The 15,260-nt window shown below is 42.2% G+C and carries 9 protein-coding genes; 3 read left to right on the top strand and 6 right to left on the bottom strand.

Features of this window, described 5'->3' with window-relative positions; translation table 11 throughout:
- Positions 1–226: 226 nt before the first annotated feature.
- The 3 genes from relA to dgt all read right to left on the bottom strand — a co-directional run bounded on the left by relA (position 227) and on the right by dgt (position 5,508).
- Positions 227–2,458: a GTP diphosphokinase gene (relA, locus tag ACU696_RS07275; RefSeq protein WP_004913677.1), complete on the bottom strand. Its 2,232-nt coding sequence runs from the start codon at positions 2,456–2,458 to the stop codon at positions 227–229.
- A 16-nt stretch (positions 2,459–2,474) separates the two neighbouring features.
- The gene (rlmD, locus tag ACU696_RS07270) at positions 2,475–3,806 is read right to left on the bottom strand and encodes a 23S rRNA (uracil(1939)-C(5))-methyltransferase RlmD (protein ID WP_110732209.1); all 1,332 of its coding nucleotides are present in this window, start codon (positions 3,804–3,806) and stop codon (positions 2,475–2,477) included.
- Positions 3,807–3,981: 175 nt separating this feature from the next.
- Entirely contained in the window at positions 3,982–5,508 is a 1,527-nt protein-coding gene (gene dgt / locus ACU696_RS07265) for a dGTPase (protein WP_109912052.1), read from the bottom strand.
- 246 nt (positions 5,509–5,754) lie between these two features.
- On the opposite strand from dgt, the gene mtnN reads away from it, so the two are divergent.
- Positions 5,755–6,447: a 5'-methylthioadenosine/S-adenosylhomocysteine nucleosidase gene (gene mtnN, locus ACU696_RS07260; RefSeq protein ID WP_115166792.1), complete on the top strand. Its 693-nt coding sequence runs from the start codon at positions 5,755–5,757 to the stop codon at positions 6,445–6,447.
- 65 nt (positions 6,448–6,512) lie between these two features.
- The gene (gene btuF / locus ACU696_RS07255) at positions 6,513–7,343 is read left to right on the top strand and encodes a vitamin B12 ABC transporter substrate-binding protein BtuF (RefSeq protein ID WP_164528503.1); all 831 of its coding nucleotides are present in this window, start codon (positions 6,513–6,515) and stop codon (positions 7,341–7,343) included.
- 302 nt (positions 7,344–7,645) lie between these two features.
- Here btuF and erpA read toward each other — a convergent pair whose 3' ends face one another.
- On the bottom strand, positions 7,646–7,990 hold the full coding sequence (gene erpA / locus ACU696_RS07250; RefSeq protein ID WP_004260480.1) for an iron-sulfur cluster insertion protein ErpA: 345 nt from the start codon (positions 7,988–7,990) through the stop codon (positions 7,646–7,648).
- Positions 7,991–8,203: 213 nt separating this feature from the next.
- Here erpA and hemL point away from each other — a divergent pair, with 213 nt between their 5' ends.
- Complete coding sequence (gene hemL, locus ACU696_RS07245; RefSeq protein WP_164528502.1) at positions 8,204–9,493, top strand: glutamate-1-semialdehyde 2,1-aminomutase; 1,290 nt, start codon at positions 8,204–8,206, stop codon at positions 9,491–9,493.
- A gap of 563 nt (positions 9,494–10,056) precedes the next feature.
- On the opposite strand, the gene mrcB is transcribed toward hemL, so the two are convergent.
- Both mrcB and hrpB read right to left on the bottom strand, forming a co-directional pair.
- Positions 10,057–12,582 carry a bifunctional glycosyl transferase/transpeptidase gene (mrcB, locus tag ACU696_RS07240; RefSeq protein WP_209102413.1) on the bottom strand — a complete coding sequence of 842 codons (2,526 nt, stop codon included), beginning with the start codon at positions 12,580–12,582 and terminating at the stop codon, positions 10,057–10,059.
- Between the two features lie 181 nt (positions 12,583–12,763).
- A complete protein-coding gene (gene hrpB / locus ACU696_RS07235; protein ID WP_196723956.1) occupies positions 12,764–15,223 on the bottom strand; it encodes an ATP-dependent helicase HrpB in 2,460 nt (819 codons plus the stop codon).
- Positions 15,224–15,260: the final 37 nt, after the last annotated feature.

Genomic DNA, 15,260 nt, shown 5'->3' with positions numbered 1-15,260 from the left:
AAAAATAAATTTTTGCTAACTAACTCATGAAGAAACAGAAGTTGTATAGAAAAGAATAATTAAAAACATGAAGAGAGGGATTTTTAGAATATAAATATACCGATTTTCAAAATAGTTTGAATTGTAGGTAGGCGGCAAGCGAAGATATCTCGGGGAGCATACACAAGTATGTGACCCGAGTAGCTAAGCGCAGCCAACACCCCTACAACTCAAAATATGAAGAAAATCACTGAGAATGACGCTTTGCTTCTATAACATCCGCCAACTGATTCAGCTTAGCTAACACCCGACTCAGCACCTCAATGTTATACAGCTCAATAGTCATATCTATCGTTGCCAGTTGCTGTTTTACATCGCTGCGGCTACTGACACCAAGCACATTGACTTTCTCATTTGCTAATATTGTCGTGATATCACGCAGCAGGCCGCTGCGGTCATTAGCAATAACTCTAACCACAAGAGAATAACCACTCGAGTAGTTTTCTCCCCAAACTGCATCTATTACGCGTTCTGGTGCATGGCTTTGTAGTTCAGCTAATTGTTCACAGTCTGCACTGTGAATGGAAATACCTCTTCCTTTCGTGATAAAACCGACAATTTCATCCCCTGGAATTGGCTGGCAGCAGCGTGCAATATGGTGCATTAGGTTACCAACCCCTTCAACCACCACTCGGCCGCTACTATGAGATGGTGCTCTTGGGAGTGAAGACTTACTTTCTAATGTCTTCATTGCCGCACGGTCTTCTTCTTCGGCAGTGGCTTTGTTAAATTTGCTCTGCAGGAAATTCACTAATTGGTTGATACGGATATCACCGCCGCCAATTCCTGCCAAAACCTCATCCAATGAATGAACATTGTAGCGTGCGATTAGCAGTTTTTCTGCTTCACGAAGGCTAATATCAAGCTGTGATAGTTCGCTATCTAAAATTTGACGCCCTGCAAGGATATTTTTGTCTCTATCTTGTTTACGGAACCAATTTTGGATTTTAGCTCGCCCACGGCTGGTTGTGACATACCCTAAGTTAGGGTTTAACCAGTCGCGGCTTGGATTTGGATGCTTTTGAGTAATAATTTCAATTTGATCGCCCATTTGTAATTGATAGCTAAATGGGACAATACGCCCACCTATTTTTGCACCAATACAACGGTGGCCGACATCACTGTGAATATGATAAGCAAAATCAAGCGGTGTCGAGCCTGCTGGTAAATCCACCACATCCCCTTTTGGGGTAAAGACATACACTCGGTCATCAAACACTTGGCTACGAACTTCATCTAGCATTTCGCCAGAATCTGCCATTTCTTCTTGCCATGCAATCAGCTTACGTAACCATGCAATGCGGTTTTCGTAACTACTGCCTTTACCAATGCCAGTCGCGCCTTCTTTGTATTTCCAATGGGCCGCAACTCCCAGCTCTGCATCTTCATGCATTTGGCGGGTACGAATTTGAATTTCAAGCGTTTTGCCGTTTGGTCCTAACACCACTGTATGAATAGATTGATAACCATTAGGTTTCGGGTTCGCCACATAGTCATCAAACTCATCGGGAAGATGGCGAAAATGGGTATGTACAATCCCTAACGCGGCATAACAATCTTGCAAACGTTCAACGACAATACGCACCGCTCGCACATCAAACAGTTCATCAAATGCCAATGATTTTTTCTGCATTTTACGCCAAATGCTATAAATATGCTTAGGCCGGCCATAGATATCTGCTTGAATATTCTCTTTTAACATGTACTTACGTAAGGTTGTTACGAAAGTATCTATATACTCTTCACGGTCAATACGACGTTCATGGAGGAGCTTTGCAATTTTCTTATATTCATCGGGATGCAAATAACGAAAACAGAAGTCTTCTAACTCCCATTTTAACTGCCCAATTCCTAGGCGATTTGCTAAAGGTGCATAAATATTTGAGCACTCTTTTGCCGCTAAAACGCGCTCATCTTCAGTGGCATCTTTGACTTCACGTAAATGTGCAATTCGTTCCGCTAGTTTAATGACAACGCAGCGGAAATCTTCCACCATCGACAATAGCATACGGCGAATATTATCGACTTGTGTCGAGCTCGTTTCACTCGATTGCGTGGCTTTGAGTTGACGAATCGCATCCATTTCCAGCACGCCTTTAACGAGTTCGTGAATGGATTGACCAAACTCATCAATAACTTCTTGCTCTTCCAACTTCCCCTCTTCCACTAAAGGAAAAAGTAAAGCTGCTTGTAAGCTGCCGATATCCATACTTAATGTCGATAGGATTTCGGTCATTTCAATACCGCGCCACAGTAACAGAGGGGCGATTTCTTGTCCGGCTAGTTTATCGTGACAATATTGCCAGGTATGGATGAGCTTTTCTTCTGATTGTTTATTGCTCAATCCCAGACCGTTAACCCACTTTTCTGGGGCAAACTCACCTGCTGGGGTAAGATGCGCACTTCTTACTGCAACCATATATTCTCCCTACCTATTAAACCTCTGGGCGACGGATAAATAACGCCATTGACTCTAAATGGCTAGTATGCGGAAACATGTCTAGCATCCGCAACTGTAATAACTGATAGCCCCCATCAAGTAAAACTTTGCTATCTCTTGCCAATGTTGTGGGGTTACATGAAACATAGACAATTTTTTCTGGCATCAGTTTAATTAAATGTTCCATAACACCAGCGGCTCCAGCTCTAGCGGGGTCTAATAATACTTTATTAAAGCCATGAGCCGCCCAAGGTTGTGTGTGTATCTGGGCTTCTAAGTTTTCATTATAGAATGTCGCATTACAAATAGTATTGAGCTGTGCGTTATTTCGTGCCTGTTTGACTAAATTTTCCACACCTTCAACACCCACAACGGATTTCACTAACCGTGCGATAGGTAATGTAAAGTTACCCATTCCACAAAAAAGGTCTAATACCCTATCTTCACTGTTTAGATCTAACCATGCTAAAGCTTGTTCTACCATCAACTGGTTAACTTGCCCGTTCACTTGAATAAAATTTAATGGGTTAAATTTTAGTATTTCCCCAGCAACTTGATACTCAGGTTGTGGCGAATTTGGTGACAGAGCTTGTAAGTTTTCATCATTACCCGCTAACCAGATAGACACTCCGTGCTGATTTTCAAAATTGCTTAACTTTTGAGTATCTGATAACGAAAAAGGTGTTAAGTAACGAATCAATACAATTTTGCTATTGTCTGCGTGAATAAGCTCTACGTGGCCCAATTTCGCTTTATTACTGAGCTGGTTAATGCATTCAGAAAGTGGTTTTAATAAGATATCCAAATCAGGAGATAATATAGGGCAATTTTTTATATCAACTAATGTGTTAGATTGAGATTGACGAAACCCCATAACGACATTTTTACTTTTAGGCTGATATTGTAGCCCCAACCGAGCTCGGCGACGGTAGCCATATGACTCACCATAAATCACCTCGGCACAGGATATATCTTGCAATGTTTCGCGTCGCATCAGATAAGCTAAAGCATGAGCTTTACTTTCTCTTTGTAGTGCAATGTCAACATGTTGCTGTTGACATCCCCCACATTGGTTAAAATAACGGCACCGTGGCTTTACTCTTTGAGGGCTCGTGCTCAAACGTTTAATTACCTTCCCTTTAGCAAACTGCCGTTTCTCTTCCGTCAATTCAATTTGGGCTTCTTCTTCAGGCAATAAACCTGTTACAAAAATGGTTTTTCCTTCGATACGAGCAACACCTTGCCCTGCGGCATCAAGGCTATCAGCTACAACCGTGATCTGGCGGCGTGGAGTGGTACGGCGATTAGGAGAGTAAAATTGAGCCATAAAATAGTCACTACAGAATATTAAGTTATAAAAATCATGATTGCCGAGTTTTCAATTTTAATGCGTTGTTTTTTTTTCGCTAATTAATCAAGGAAAACGAGCAGGCTATTATACCTGCTTTCCTATCATTTGATTGACTACTTTTCTATTTTTATTAAGCTATTCAGTTATTATATCAATTGCTAACCATAAATTTACGATATTCTTCATAGGCATAGTGGTCTGTCATACCGCTAATATAGTCTTGAATCAAACGAGCTCGATAATAAAACTCAAGGATAGATTTATCTGCTTCATTCGTTGCAGAAATTTTCTCAAGTGCTTCCGTGTAAGATAAGCGATGCTTATTAGATAATTTATGGAATAACCTCGTTTCAATGAAAAAATGCTTGTGGTAATTTTTGTCCACGAGGTCAGCAAAATCGCTTCTATCCATCATCAGTAGTGGACTATAAAAATCTAATAATCCACTGATAATTCGATAGCCTTGTAGTTCTAACTCTTCAACTTCATGGTGGTTAAATACATGTTTAAAAGCCACTGTTTTCAGTACTTTTAATAGCCTATGCTCTGGACTTTTATCTTCTAACAAAGCACTGTTAAAAGTGCCGTTATAAATTTCGGGTAGATTCTTAATGAATTGTTGTGCGCTATAATGAGACAATTTTCCTGTGATATTTACGCGCAAATACATAAAGAATTGATCTTGCTGAATACGCCTTGTGTGGTTGTCACTGATATTATTGAAAGCTCGCATAATGGTTTGATCGAATAAATCATTTTGTTCAATATCTCCCCACTCTGCTTTTAAATACTCAATCAACTGCTCAACAGTAAAAATGCCTTTTTCCGCAGCGTCATCCAAATCAGCAATGCAATATGAAATATCATCAGCCGCTTCCATAATATAGGACAGCGGGAAACGGCAATATTTTTCCATATCGAGCTTTTTGGTTAGCTCACTGACAAAGTCCACCTCTGACCAATAATAGCCTGGTTTTTTCATCAAATAATCAAACTCAGGGGGAATTGGCTCCAAATCATAAGCTCCACGCGTATATTTTAAGATAGAGCCAACTTGCGCATAAGTTAAGTTTAGTTTGAGTAAGCGATGCGCCATACGTAACCCTTGCGCATTACCTTCAAATGAGCATAAATCCTGTTTTAATTGACGGCGGAATAAATCTTGCTTTTCATTTCCAGTTAACTGTAATGCAGGTATTTTGCATGGATCAGGGGAATTCGGAGTAAATAAGTAACTAGGCGATAGTAATTTAGTAAACCACCGTTGAATTGCTGCCTCACCAAAATGCCCAAATGGTGGATTGCCAATATCATGCATTAAGCAGGCCATTTCGACTAAGCTCTCAAAAGCATCACACCGTTCATCTAGCCCATAAGGTTCAAGCAATTTTTTCTTTTTTAGTTCGCCTAAAACCGTTTTACTGATGTAACGGCCAACCTGCTGTACTTCTAGTGAGTGAGTTAAGCGACTGCGAACTGCTGCATTTTGCTCTAAGGGAAAAACTTGCGTTTTTTGTTGCAAACGGCGAATGGCAGCTGAATTAATGATCCTCCCGCGGTCACTTTCGAATAAGCGATTAACCGCATCTTCATCTTTAGGTGAAATTTTTTGGTTTTTCGCACTGCTCATGTAGTTGCGCTGAAAATTTAACTTCTTAACAAAATTAATCTCACCCACTCTGCCACCCTCCCTATCTCGATTAATGCTTCATTATATAGCCTAAATATAGGAAAAAAACTTCACGACTCACCTTTCAATGTTACACTTCGTGCATCTTTGTAATTTCGTTGTCTAAATCCGAGTTGTTGCAATTAAAATTGCGAACCCACTCGAAGAATACAGCAATAACACAATAAAACATTATCGTCCCTAGTCAAAATATTGACACTAATAGTGCAAATTGAGCAGGGAAAAGGAGACAAAATGAAAGTTGGAATAATTGGCGCCATGGAACAAGAAGTGGCGATTTTGCGCTCGCAAATTGAAAACTGCCAAACTATTAACCGCGCTGGCTGTGAGATTTATACAGGTCAAATTAATGGCGTTGACGTTGCGTTATTGAAATCAGGTATTGGTAAAGTCGCTGCCGCAATCGGCACAACATTGTTACTGGAGCATTGCCAACCAGATGTCGTGATTAACACAGGCTCCGCCGGTGGGCTAGACCCTCGTTTAAATGTTGGTGATATCGTGGTTTCTACTGAAGTTCGTTACCATGATGCTGATGTGACAGCATTCGGTTATGAACCTGGCCAAATGGCACAGTGCCCACCCGCTTTCGTCGCGGATACTAAACTGATTGAAGTTGCTGAGCAGTGCATTCAGCTATTGGATATGAACGCTGTTCGTGGTTTAGTTTGTAGCGGCGATGCTTTTATTAATGGTGCTGAACCACTGGCTCGCATCAAAGCGATGTTCCCGCAAGTTGCGGCAGTAGAAATGGAAGCCACCGCGATTGGCCAAGTGTGTCACCAATTTGGTACCCCGTTTGTCGTTGTCCGTGCCATTTCAGATGTGGCTGATAAGGAATCCCACACAAGCTTCGATGAATTCTTACCCGTTGCTGCCCGTCAATCGTCATTAATGATCACTGCAATTTTATCCAAACTCGCTTAATAATTCTCATAAAAAGTATAACTAATTGTTAGTTATACTTTTTTAATGTCACGATGAATTTTGTTATGAAAAGAATAACGCATTATTTCTCTCTTACTATTACCTTACTATGTGGTTTATTGGTGGCTTTTTCGGCACTAGGAGCGGCAAAGCAACGCGTTATCAGCTTATCACCAGCCAATACTGAGCTTGCTTATTCAGCAGGGCTTGGGGATAGCTTAATTGCGGTCAGTGCTTACTCCGATTACCCAGAACAAGCTAAAAAACTAGAGCAAGTCTCTGATTGGCAAGGCTTAAATGTAGAACGTATTATCGCACTAAAACCTGATTTAATCCTCGCATGGCGAGGAGGCAACCCCCAACGCCCTCTTGATCAGCTTGCGAATCTCGGCATTCCAATTATTTATTTTGACCCTCAAACCATTGATGATGTCATTAATTCAGTCACTGAGTTGGCACAATACAGTCCAAACCCAGAGCTTGCACAACAAAATGTGGGAATAATGCGCGCTAAGCTAGCGCCTTATCAAAATACAAAAATTTCTAATAACAAACCTAAGAGAGTGTTCATTCAGCTCGGCTCTCAACCTCTATTTAGCGCTGGTAACCATACGCTGCAAAATGATGTCGTCGAGTTTTGTGGGAGTGAAAATATTTTTGCTAATAGCTCAGTTCAATGGCCACAAGTCAGTCGTGAGCAGGTACTCACTCGCAAACCAGATGTAATAATCATGACGGGCTCAGCAGAACAGGAAAAAGCAGTGAAAGAATTTTGGCACTCCCAGCTCAATATCCCAATAATCCGATTAAATGAAGATTGGTTTCACCGAGCAGGCCCAAGGATTGTGAACGCAACCGAACAACTGTGTGAGCAGTTAAATTCATTATCTAATTAAGAATTAAGAATTAAGAATTAAGAATTAAGAATTAAGAATTAAGAATTAAGAAAATTTTCTAAATAGTTCGAGTTGTGGCAAGGCGGCAAATGAAGGTATCTCGAGGAGCATACATAAGTATGTGACCCGAGTAGCTGAATGAAGCCAACACAGCTACAGGTTGAAGAAGAACTCAATAATTCTCTAAATCATTCGGCCTGTAGCAAGGCGGCAAATGAGCTAGAACCTAGGAGCATACAAAAGTATGTGACTAGGTCTAGTGAATGCAGCCAACACAGCTACAGGTTGAAGGATGACGAGAATTAGACGCTGAAGGACGAACCACACCCACAAGTAGACTTAGCATTCGGATTAGTCACAATAAAACGCGAACCTTCCAAACCTTCGGTATAATCAACACTTCCACCGACTAAATATTGTAAACTCATTGGGTCTACGACAAGAGCAACACCTTGCTTTTCAATTGTCATATCGCCTTCGTTGATTTGGTCATCAAATGTGAAACCATATTGGAAACCGCTGCATCCGCCACCAGTGATATAAACACGCAGACGCAGATTTGGGTTGTCCTCATCAGAGACTAGATCTTTAACTTTAATTGCTGCCGCATCAGTAAATTGCAAAGGCAGAGCTGCATCATCACTCATTTTTTACTCCAAACCGGTGACCGGTAAATTCATGCGTAGGCTAAAACCTACTCAGATCAATTAACCTAATTATCCGCCACTTGACTAAATGGTTCAAGTGTTGTTAAGCAATTAGACACATTGTGCATATCTTCGTATCAATATTTGGTTTAATTGGTGTGGTGCTTTAGAATGAGGGCAATTTTTTTCTTAGCCTCTTTCTGGAGCCCTGCGATGTCACAATCTGAAAAACTTTACGCACAAGCAAAAGAACAAATCCCTGGTGGTGTAAACTCCCCTGTTCGTGCTTTTAATGGTGTTGGTGGAACCCCATTATTTATTGAAAAAGCGGATGGCGCTTATATTTATGACGTTGACGGTAAAGCCTATGTGGATTACGTTGGCTCATGGGGACCGATGGTATTAGGCCATAACCATCCTGAGATCCGTGATGCCGTGATCAAAGCTGTCCATAAAGGGTTAAGTTTTGGTGCACCGACTGCCGCCGAAGTTGAAATGGCTGAATTAGTTTGTGAGTTAGTCCCCTCTATGGATATGGTACGCATGGTGAATTCAGGTACTGAGGCGACCATGAGTGCAATTCGTCTGGCTCGAGGTTACACAGGCCGCGACAAAATCATCAAATTTGAAGGCTGTTATCATGGCCATGCAGACTGTTTATTAGTCAAAGCTGGTTCTGGGGCGCTTACGATGGGTGAACCAAACTCCCCAGGCGTCCCCGAAGATTTTGTAAAACACACATTAACTTGTACCTATAATGACCTAGCTTCAGTTCGCCAAGCATTTGAAAATTATCCAGAAGACATTGCCTGTGTGATTGTTGAACCTGTTGCTGGAAATATGAATTGCGTACCACCAACGGCTGAGTTCTTACCGGGTTTACGTGCGTTATGTGATGAATTCAATGCCGTACTCATCATTGATGAAGTCATGACTGGCTTTCGCGTCGCATTAGGTGGAGCACAAGATTACTATGATGTTCAACCTGATTTAACCTGTTTAGGTAAAATCATCGGTGGTGGTATGCCTGTAGGTGCCTTTGGTGGCCGCCTTGAAATTATGGAAAAACTAGCCCCAATTGGGCCTGTTTACCAAGCGGGAACCTTATCTGGTAATCCTGTCGCGATGGCTGCTGGTCTTGCTTGTTTAAAAGAAGTCTCTCAACCGGGTGTGCACTCACGTTTAAATGAATTAACAGAAAAGTTAGCTCGTGGTTTAAAACGTGTTTCCCAAGAGCAAGGTATCCCGATGGTTATCAATCACGTCGGTGGTATGTTTGGTATTTTCTTCACCGACGCACCAACAGTGACTTGCTACCAAGATGTGATGAAGTGCGACGTTGAACGCTTTAAGAAATTTTTCCACTACATGTTAGAGCAAGGCATTTACCTCGCACCTTCTGCATTTGAAGCGGGTTTTATGTCTATCGCCCACAGTGATGAAGATATTGAGAAAACTATCAAAGCGGCTGAAACAGCGCTAATGAAGATCAAAACGAATTAATTCACATTGAAATTACGGAGGTGAAATGTTACCTACTTTCACCTCTATTCTTTTACATCGGTAGAGAAAGATTGGATAGCCACCAGTTGCAGCCTTATACCACAATTTTCTAACTCATTAATTCTCTAAATAATTCAGCCTATAGCTAGGCGGTCAGCGAGCTAGAGCCTAGGAGCATACAATAGTATGTGACTAGGTCTAGTGAGTGCAACCAACAATGCTACAGGTTGAAGTATGACGAGAATTTAGGGATTAATTCTCTAATTCTCTAGCTCATTAATTCTCTAAATAATTCAGCCTGTAGCTAGGCGATCAGCGAGCTAGAGCCTAGGAGCATACAATAGTATGTGACTAGGTCTAGTGAGTGCAACCAACAACGCTACAGGTTGAAGTATGACGAGAATTTAGGGATTAATTCTCTAATTCTCTAGCTCATTAATTCTCTAAATAATTCAGCCTGTAGCTAGGCGGTCAGCGAGCTAGAGCCTAGGAGCATACAATAGTATGTGACTAGGTCTAGTGAGTGCAACCAACAACGCTACAGGTTGAAGTATGACGAGAATTTAGGGATTATTGCCAAACATATCCTTAACCCAATCCGGTGCATCATCTTGCTGCTCGCCATTATTACCATTGAGATCCCAAATTGGCGCTTCGTTTTCAGACGCTTGGCATAACCCTTCTGGGTTATCCGTCCAAATCGGCAACATTCTACCGCCGCCGAAGTTTGAGCAACTTAATTGGCCGTCAGCTGTGACTTGCATATCAACAATGCCCTCTGGTGCACGGTTGATAAGAGCTAATGGCGCTTGGTTCTCTAAGTAGCGTTGGTACACTTTCAGTGCGCCTGTCGCCCCTGTTAATTGTGTTGGGCCGTTATTATCACGGCCAACCCACACGATCGCTACTTCTTTGCCATCAATACCTGCATACCAGCTATCGCGTAGATCGTTAGTTGTCCCTGTTTTACCGGCTAAATTATACTTAGCATATTTGGTCAATAAAACTCTGCCCGTACCTTGTTTAACCACTTGCTGCATACCATACAATGTGAGGTATGCAGCTTGGGAAGGTACTGCTCGCTCAGCTGATGGGTAGCTTTGGTAAATTTCATTGCCATCTCCATCAATAACAGAACGCAATGCCGATAATTTCGCACGATTACCGTTACCACCAATGGTTTGATAAACTTGAGCAACTTCCGCTGGTGTTAGGTTAATTGCACCTAATAGCATCGCAGGAACTTTTTCCATAGCAGCCGCGGGAGCTCCTAAGCGTACAAACGTATTAAACACTTGGTCTAAACCAACCTCTAGCCCTAAGTTTACCGTTGGGATATTTTGTGATTTTGCCAAAGCGTCAACTAACATCATACGGCCGTTGAAATTACGGCTGTAGTTTCTTGGGCTCCAGTTTTGGTTTCCGACTTTTACTGTTAGTGGCTCATCTTTTAACCATGTATTTAAACGAAAACGGTCCGGTTCACTTAGTGCAGCGAGGTATACCGGAGGTTTTGCCAGAGAACCAATGCTACGCCGTGCATTTAACGCACGGTTAAACCCTGAATATTGGGGTTGAGAGCCACCAACCATCGCGCGTACTTCGCCATTAATGCGGTCAACTACCACCATTGCCCCTTCTATGTCATCTAATTTACGAGATTTACGCAAATCAGCGACACCATTTTCAACTGCATTTTCAGCCGCAGTTTGAGCCACTGGGTCTAGAGTGGTAAAAATTTTCGCACCAGAGAGTTCTTTAACTTTATCACCCAATTTTTCATTGAGTTCTAAACGAACCATTTGCATAAAGGCAGGTTGAGAAGCCACCAGCCCTTCTTTGTTTTTCACACCGAGAGGCCTTGCGCTTAGCACTTGATACATTTCTTGGTCAATCACGCCACGCGTTTCCAAGATTTTCAGCACAATGTTTCGACGTTTAATCGCATTTTGTGGCTTAGTCCAAGGATTATACGTTGATGCCCCTTGTACCATACCGACTAATAACGCCTGTTGGTCAAAGCTTAACTCATTGATTGGTCTACCGAAATAATACAGGCTCGCTAACGGGAAACCACGAATTTCGTCATTACCATTTTGGCCTAAAAAGACTTCGTTTAAATACAGCTCTAAAATACGCTCTTTGCTGTAATTGTAGTCCAGTAAAACCGCCATATAGGCTTCATTGGCTTTACGCTTTAATGTCCGTTCATTGGTCAAAAACAGATTTTTGACTAACTGTTGGGTTAAAGTACTTCCCCCTTGAACGGAGCGCCCTGCACTTAAGTTAGCAACAACAGCACGGCCAATAGAGTATAAACTGACGCCATCGTGCTCATAAAAGTTGCGATCTTCGGTTTCTAGTAAGATTTTAACTAGAGACTCAGGAAAATCAGATATCGGTAAAACTAACCGTTGCTCATTATTCGCCGACTGCATCATCGTGATCAGTTTCGGGTCTAAACGGAAAAAGCCAAATGAGCGACCGTTTTCCATGTTTTCAATCTTGCTCAACGCGTTATTTTCAAACACCATGCGCGCAAGGATTTGCCCTTCTTTTTGATCAGGGAAATTAAACGGCCTACGTAAGATTTCGATGCTATTACCACGCACCACAAATTCGCCCGATGTCGTTATCTTACTCACCTTACGGTATTGCATACCTTCAAGTAGGCGAACCATTTCTGCCTGGCTGTAGTCCATCCCCGGCTCAAGGTTGACCATTCGGCCGTATACTGCGGCGGGTAAATCCCAAACCTTACCATCGAGGCGTTCTTTAATTTGTTGATTTAAATAAAAACCATATGCCGCAAGTAAAACAGCAAACACGATCATCAGTTTGACTAGTAGCCAAAACCAACGCCATTTACTTTTTACCTTTCGAGGTTTGTTATTTTTTGAGCCTTTTTTAGCCATTTGCTCTTCTTCATCTTCATCATCGAGATATTGTTCGTCAATATCATCATCTTCGAATAAATCTTCATCGTCATAGTCATCGCGGTCTCTACGGCGGCGGCGGGATGAAGACTGTTTTTTCCCAGCAATTTTTTTGTTACGTCTGCCGATTGGTTCAAAATCTTTACCTGACATGGTCACTCCATATCACATTACAAAATAACTTAATAACGCACTAGTAATGTTAGTTTAGTGGTTAATTTTGGCCTAGAACCCCAGAGATTTCACCAAAGAAAGCTCTTAATTACATTTCCTTACTCAGTCGGCTCATTGATAGAGCCAATGAGGAAACCCGCTATTAGAGCATAAAAATAGATTATTTCGCACCCATCATCGCTTTTTTTGTTTGTCTCGTTGGCGCAGTATTTACAGGGTCATCTGGCCATAAATGTTTTGGATAGCGCCCTTTCATCTCTTTTTGTATCTCTTTATAGCTGCCTTGCCAAAATGCACCAAGGTCTTGCGTGATCTGTAACGGCCGCATGGCAGGAGACAACAGAGAAACTGTTACGGTTATTTTTCCTTGTGCAACAGTCGGGTTCGCTTTTTCCCCGTACATTTCTTGCATACGAATCGCTATGACTGGTGGTTTATCTAATGCGTAGTGAATACTTACATCATGTGAAGATGGCGCTCGATAGGTTACCGGAAACATGCGTTCTAACCACTGTTGCTGCTGCCAATCTAATCGATTAACCAATAAGGAGGCTAAATCAATCTGCTGTAATTTTTGTTTATTTGTTATGCCATCAAGATAAGGCTCTAGCCATTCATCCAGTGAATCCAATAGTGCCGCTTCATCAAAATCAGGCAAATTAATATCAGGAAAATACTGCTTAGCTAATGTGCAGCGGATACACAGTTGTAGAGCATTTTCCTGCCAGTTTAATTGCTGCAAGCCATTTTGCTTCAACCAATAAACTAACGCATAACGAATTTCAGTGTTATCAGGGTTGCTTAAACGTTCTGATTTCACCACTAATTGACCGCATTGCAAGCGTTTCCAAGCTAATAATGTCCCTTTTTGTTCATCCCATTCGACCGTTTCTTGTTTGTTAAACAGCGATGGGCAATCTGCTTGTAGTCTGTCAATATCTACAGGGTAAGCCAAGGAAATACGGGCATCGGCCATATTTTCGGGTTGCCATAAAGCCACGACGATTAACCATGGAGAACCGGATAATCTATCCGATTCATTCAATATCGCCCCTAAACCATTCGCCAGTTGATAGCGTTGTTGGTTATCTCGAGATTTCGCTATGTAGTCAGGAAACGCTGTGGCCAGCAACGTTGGTAACCACTCACTAATAAGTGCATCTTGCTTACCAATGATACTCGATACTCTTTGTTCACAAAGCACTGATGCTCTCTTACACCACCCCTCTGTTGGCCTTTCTATGCAATAGCGAAGATCCGCATCTTGTTGACGAGGTGGTTCCTCGATAATCGCCACCAACAGTGCAGCTAATTGGATAACAGACTGATTTTGGCTTTGTTGTGCTTTACATAACATTGCCGCTGTTCGTACTGAACTGCCTAACTCCGCCATCTGCTGCCCAAAAGGCGTTAACTTGTTTGCTGCATCAATAGCACCTAATTTGCCAAGTAAATTTTTTGCCGCTGATATTGCCGGTTTAGGGGGTAAAGTCAGCCAGTTCAGCTGTGCGGCATCGTGACAACCCCATTGTAATAAAGATAACCATAAGCTGCTCAAGTCACTTTGTGCAATTTCGGCCTCGCTAAATTGTGCCGCACGCTCAGCCTGCTCTTCACTGAATAAGTGCCAGCAAACACCTTCTTCCAAACGGCCTGCTCGGCCTGCACGTTGTGCCATCGACGCTTGGCTAATTCGCTGTTTAACTAGTTTTGTTAGTCCTGTTCGTGGATTGAATTGCCCCACGCGTTCAAAACCACTGTCTATCACAAGGCGGATCCCTTCAATCGTCAAGCTGGTTTCTGCAATATTGGTGGCTAATACGACCTTTCGCACTCCTTCTGGTGCTAGCTGAATCGCCTGTTGCTGGGCTTGTAGGGATAATGCACCGTATAAAGGACATAAAAGTATGTCCTCACTAACCATCAAAGCGAGCTCTGCTCTTACTTTCTCGATTTCCCCCATACCTGGAAGAAATAATAATAAAGACCCATGTTCTTGCTGCAATAACTGCCAAGCCGCCAATGCGACTTCTTTATGAAAGAGTTTATTTGGGTTAATAGGATGATATTCACGTATTACGGGGAATGTACGCCCTTGTGACGTGATAACCGGAGCATCAGGAAACAACTGAGACAGCCCTTGATTATCCAATGTCGCAGACATCAATAGAATACGTAAATCTTCACGTAAGGCTTGCTGTGAATCAATTAGCAAAGCGAGACCAAGGTCTGCCTGTAAATTTCGCTCATGGAACTCATCTAAAATGACTAAACCAACCCCTTCAAGCATGGGATCATTTTGCAGTAAGCGAGTGAGTACGCCTTCGGTAACCACTTCAAGACGCGAGTGGCGACTAACTTTAGTTTCAGAGCGCATGCGTAAACCAATAGTATGACCAACTTCTTCACCGAGTTGCTGTGCAAGGCGAGCAGCCACTGAGCGCGCTGCTAAGCGACGAGGCTCTAACATGATAACCCGCCCGTTAATAACCCCACTCTTTAATATTTCTAACGGTAAACCTGTTGATTTACCAGCACCTGTCGGTGCATGAAGCAAAACTTGAGGAGAAGAGGTTAATGCGGTAAGTATGTCCTCACAAACTTCAAATATCGGTAACACTGGGGTTATCACTCCATGTATTTAACTTTTACTGTTA

The organism is Providencia sp. PROV_01 (assembly GCF_053098325.1).
The sequence above is the reverse complement of the archived record's forward strand: the minus strand, read 5'-3'. Positions and strand labels throughout refer to the sequence as shown.

Excerpts from the sequence above, each read along its gene's own strand:
- mrcB (WP_209102413.1), bottom strand. The coding sequence starts at position 12,582 with ATGTCAGGTAAAGATTTTGAACCAATCGGCAGACGTAACAAAAAAATT.
- mtnN (WP_115166792.1), top strand. The coding sequence starts at position 5,755 with ATGAAAGTTGGAATAATTGGCGCCATGGAACAAGAAGTGGCGATTTTG.
- relA (WP_004913677.1), bottom strand. The coding sequence starts at position 2,458 with ATGGTTGCAGTAAGAAGTGCGCATCTTACCCCAGCAGGTGAGTTTGCC.
- btuF (WP_164528503.1), top strand. The coding sequence starts at position 6,513 with ATGAAAAGAATAACGCATTATTTCTCTCTTACTATTACCTTACTATGT.
- hemL (WP_164528502.1), top strand. The coding sequence starts at position 8,204 with ATGTCACAATCTGAAAAACTTTACGCACAAGCAAAAGAACAAATCCCT.
- erpA (WP_004260480.1), bottom strand. The coding sequence starts at position 7,990 with ATGAGTGATGATGCAGCTCTGCCTTTGCAATTTACTGATGCGGCAGCA.
- rlmD (WP_110732209.1), bottom strand. The coding sequence starts at position 3,806 with ATGGCTCAATTTTACTCTCCTAATCGCCGTACCACTCCACGCCGCCAG.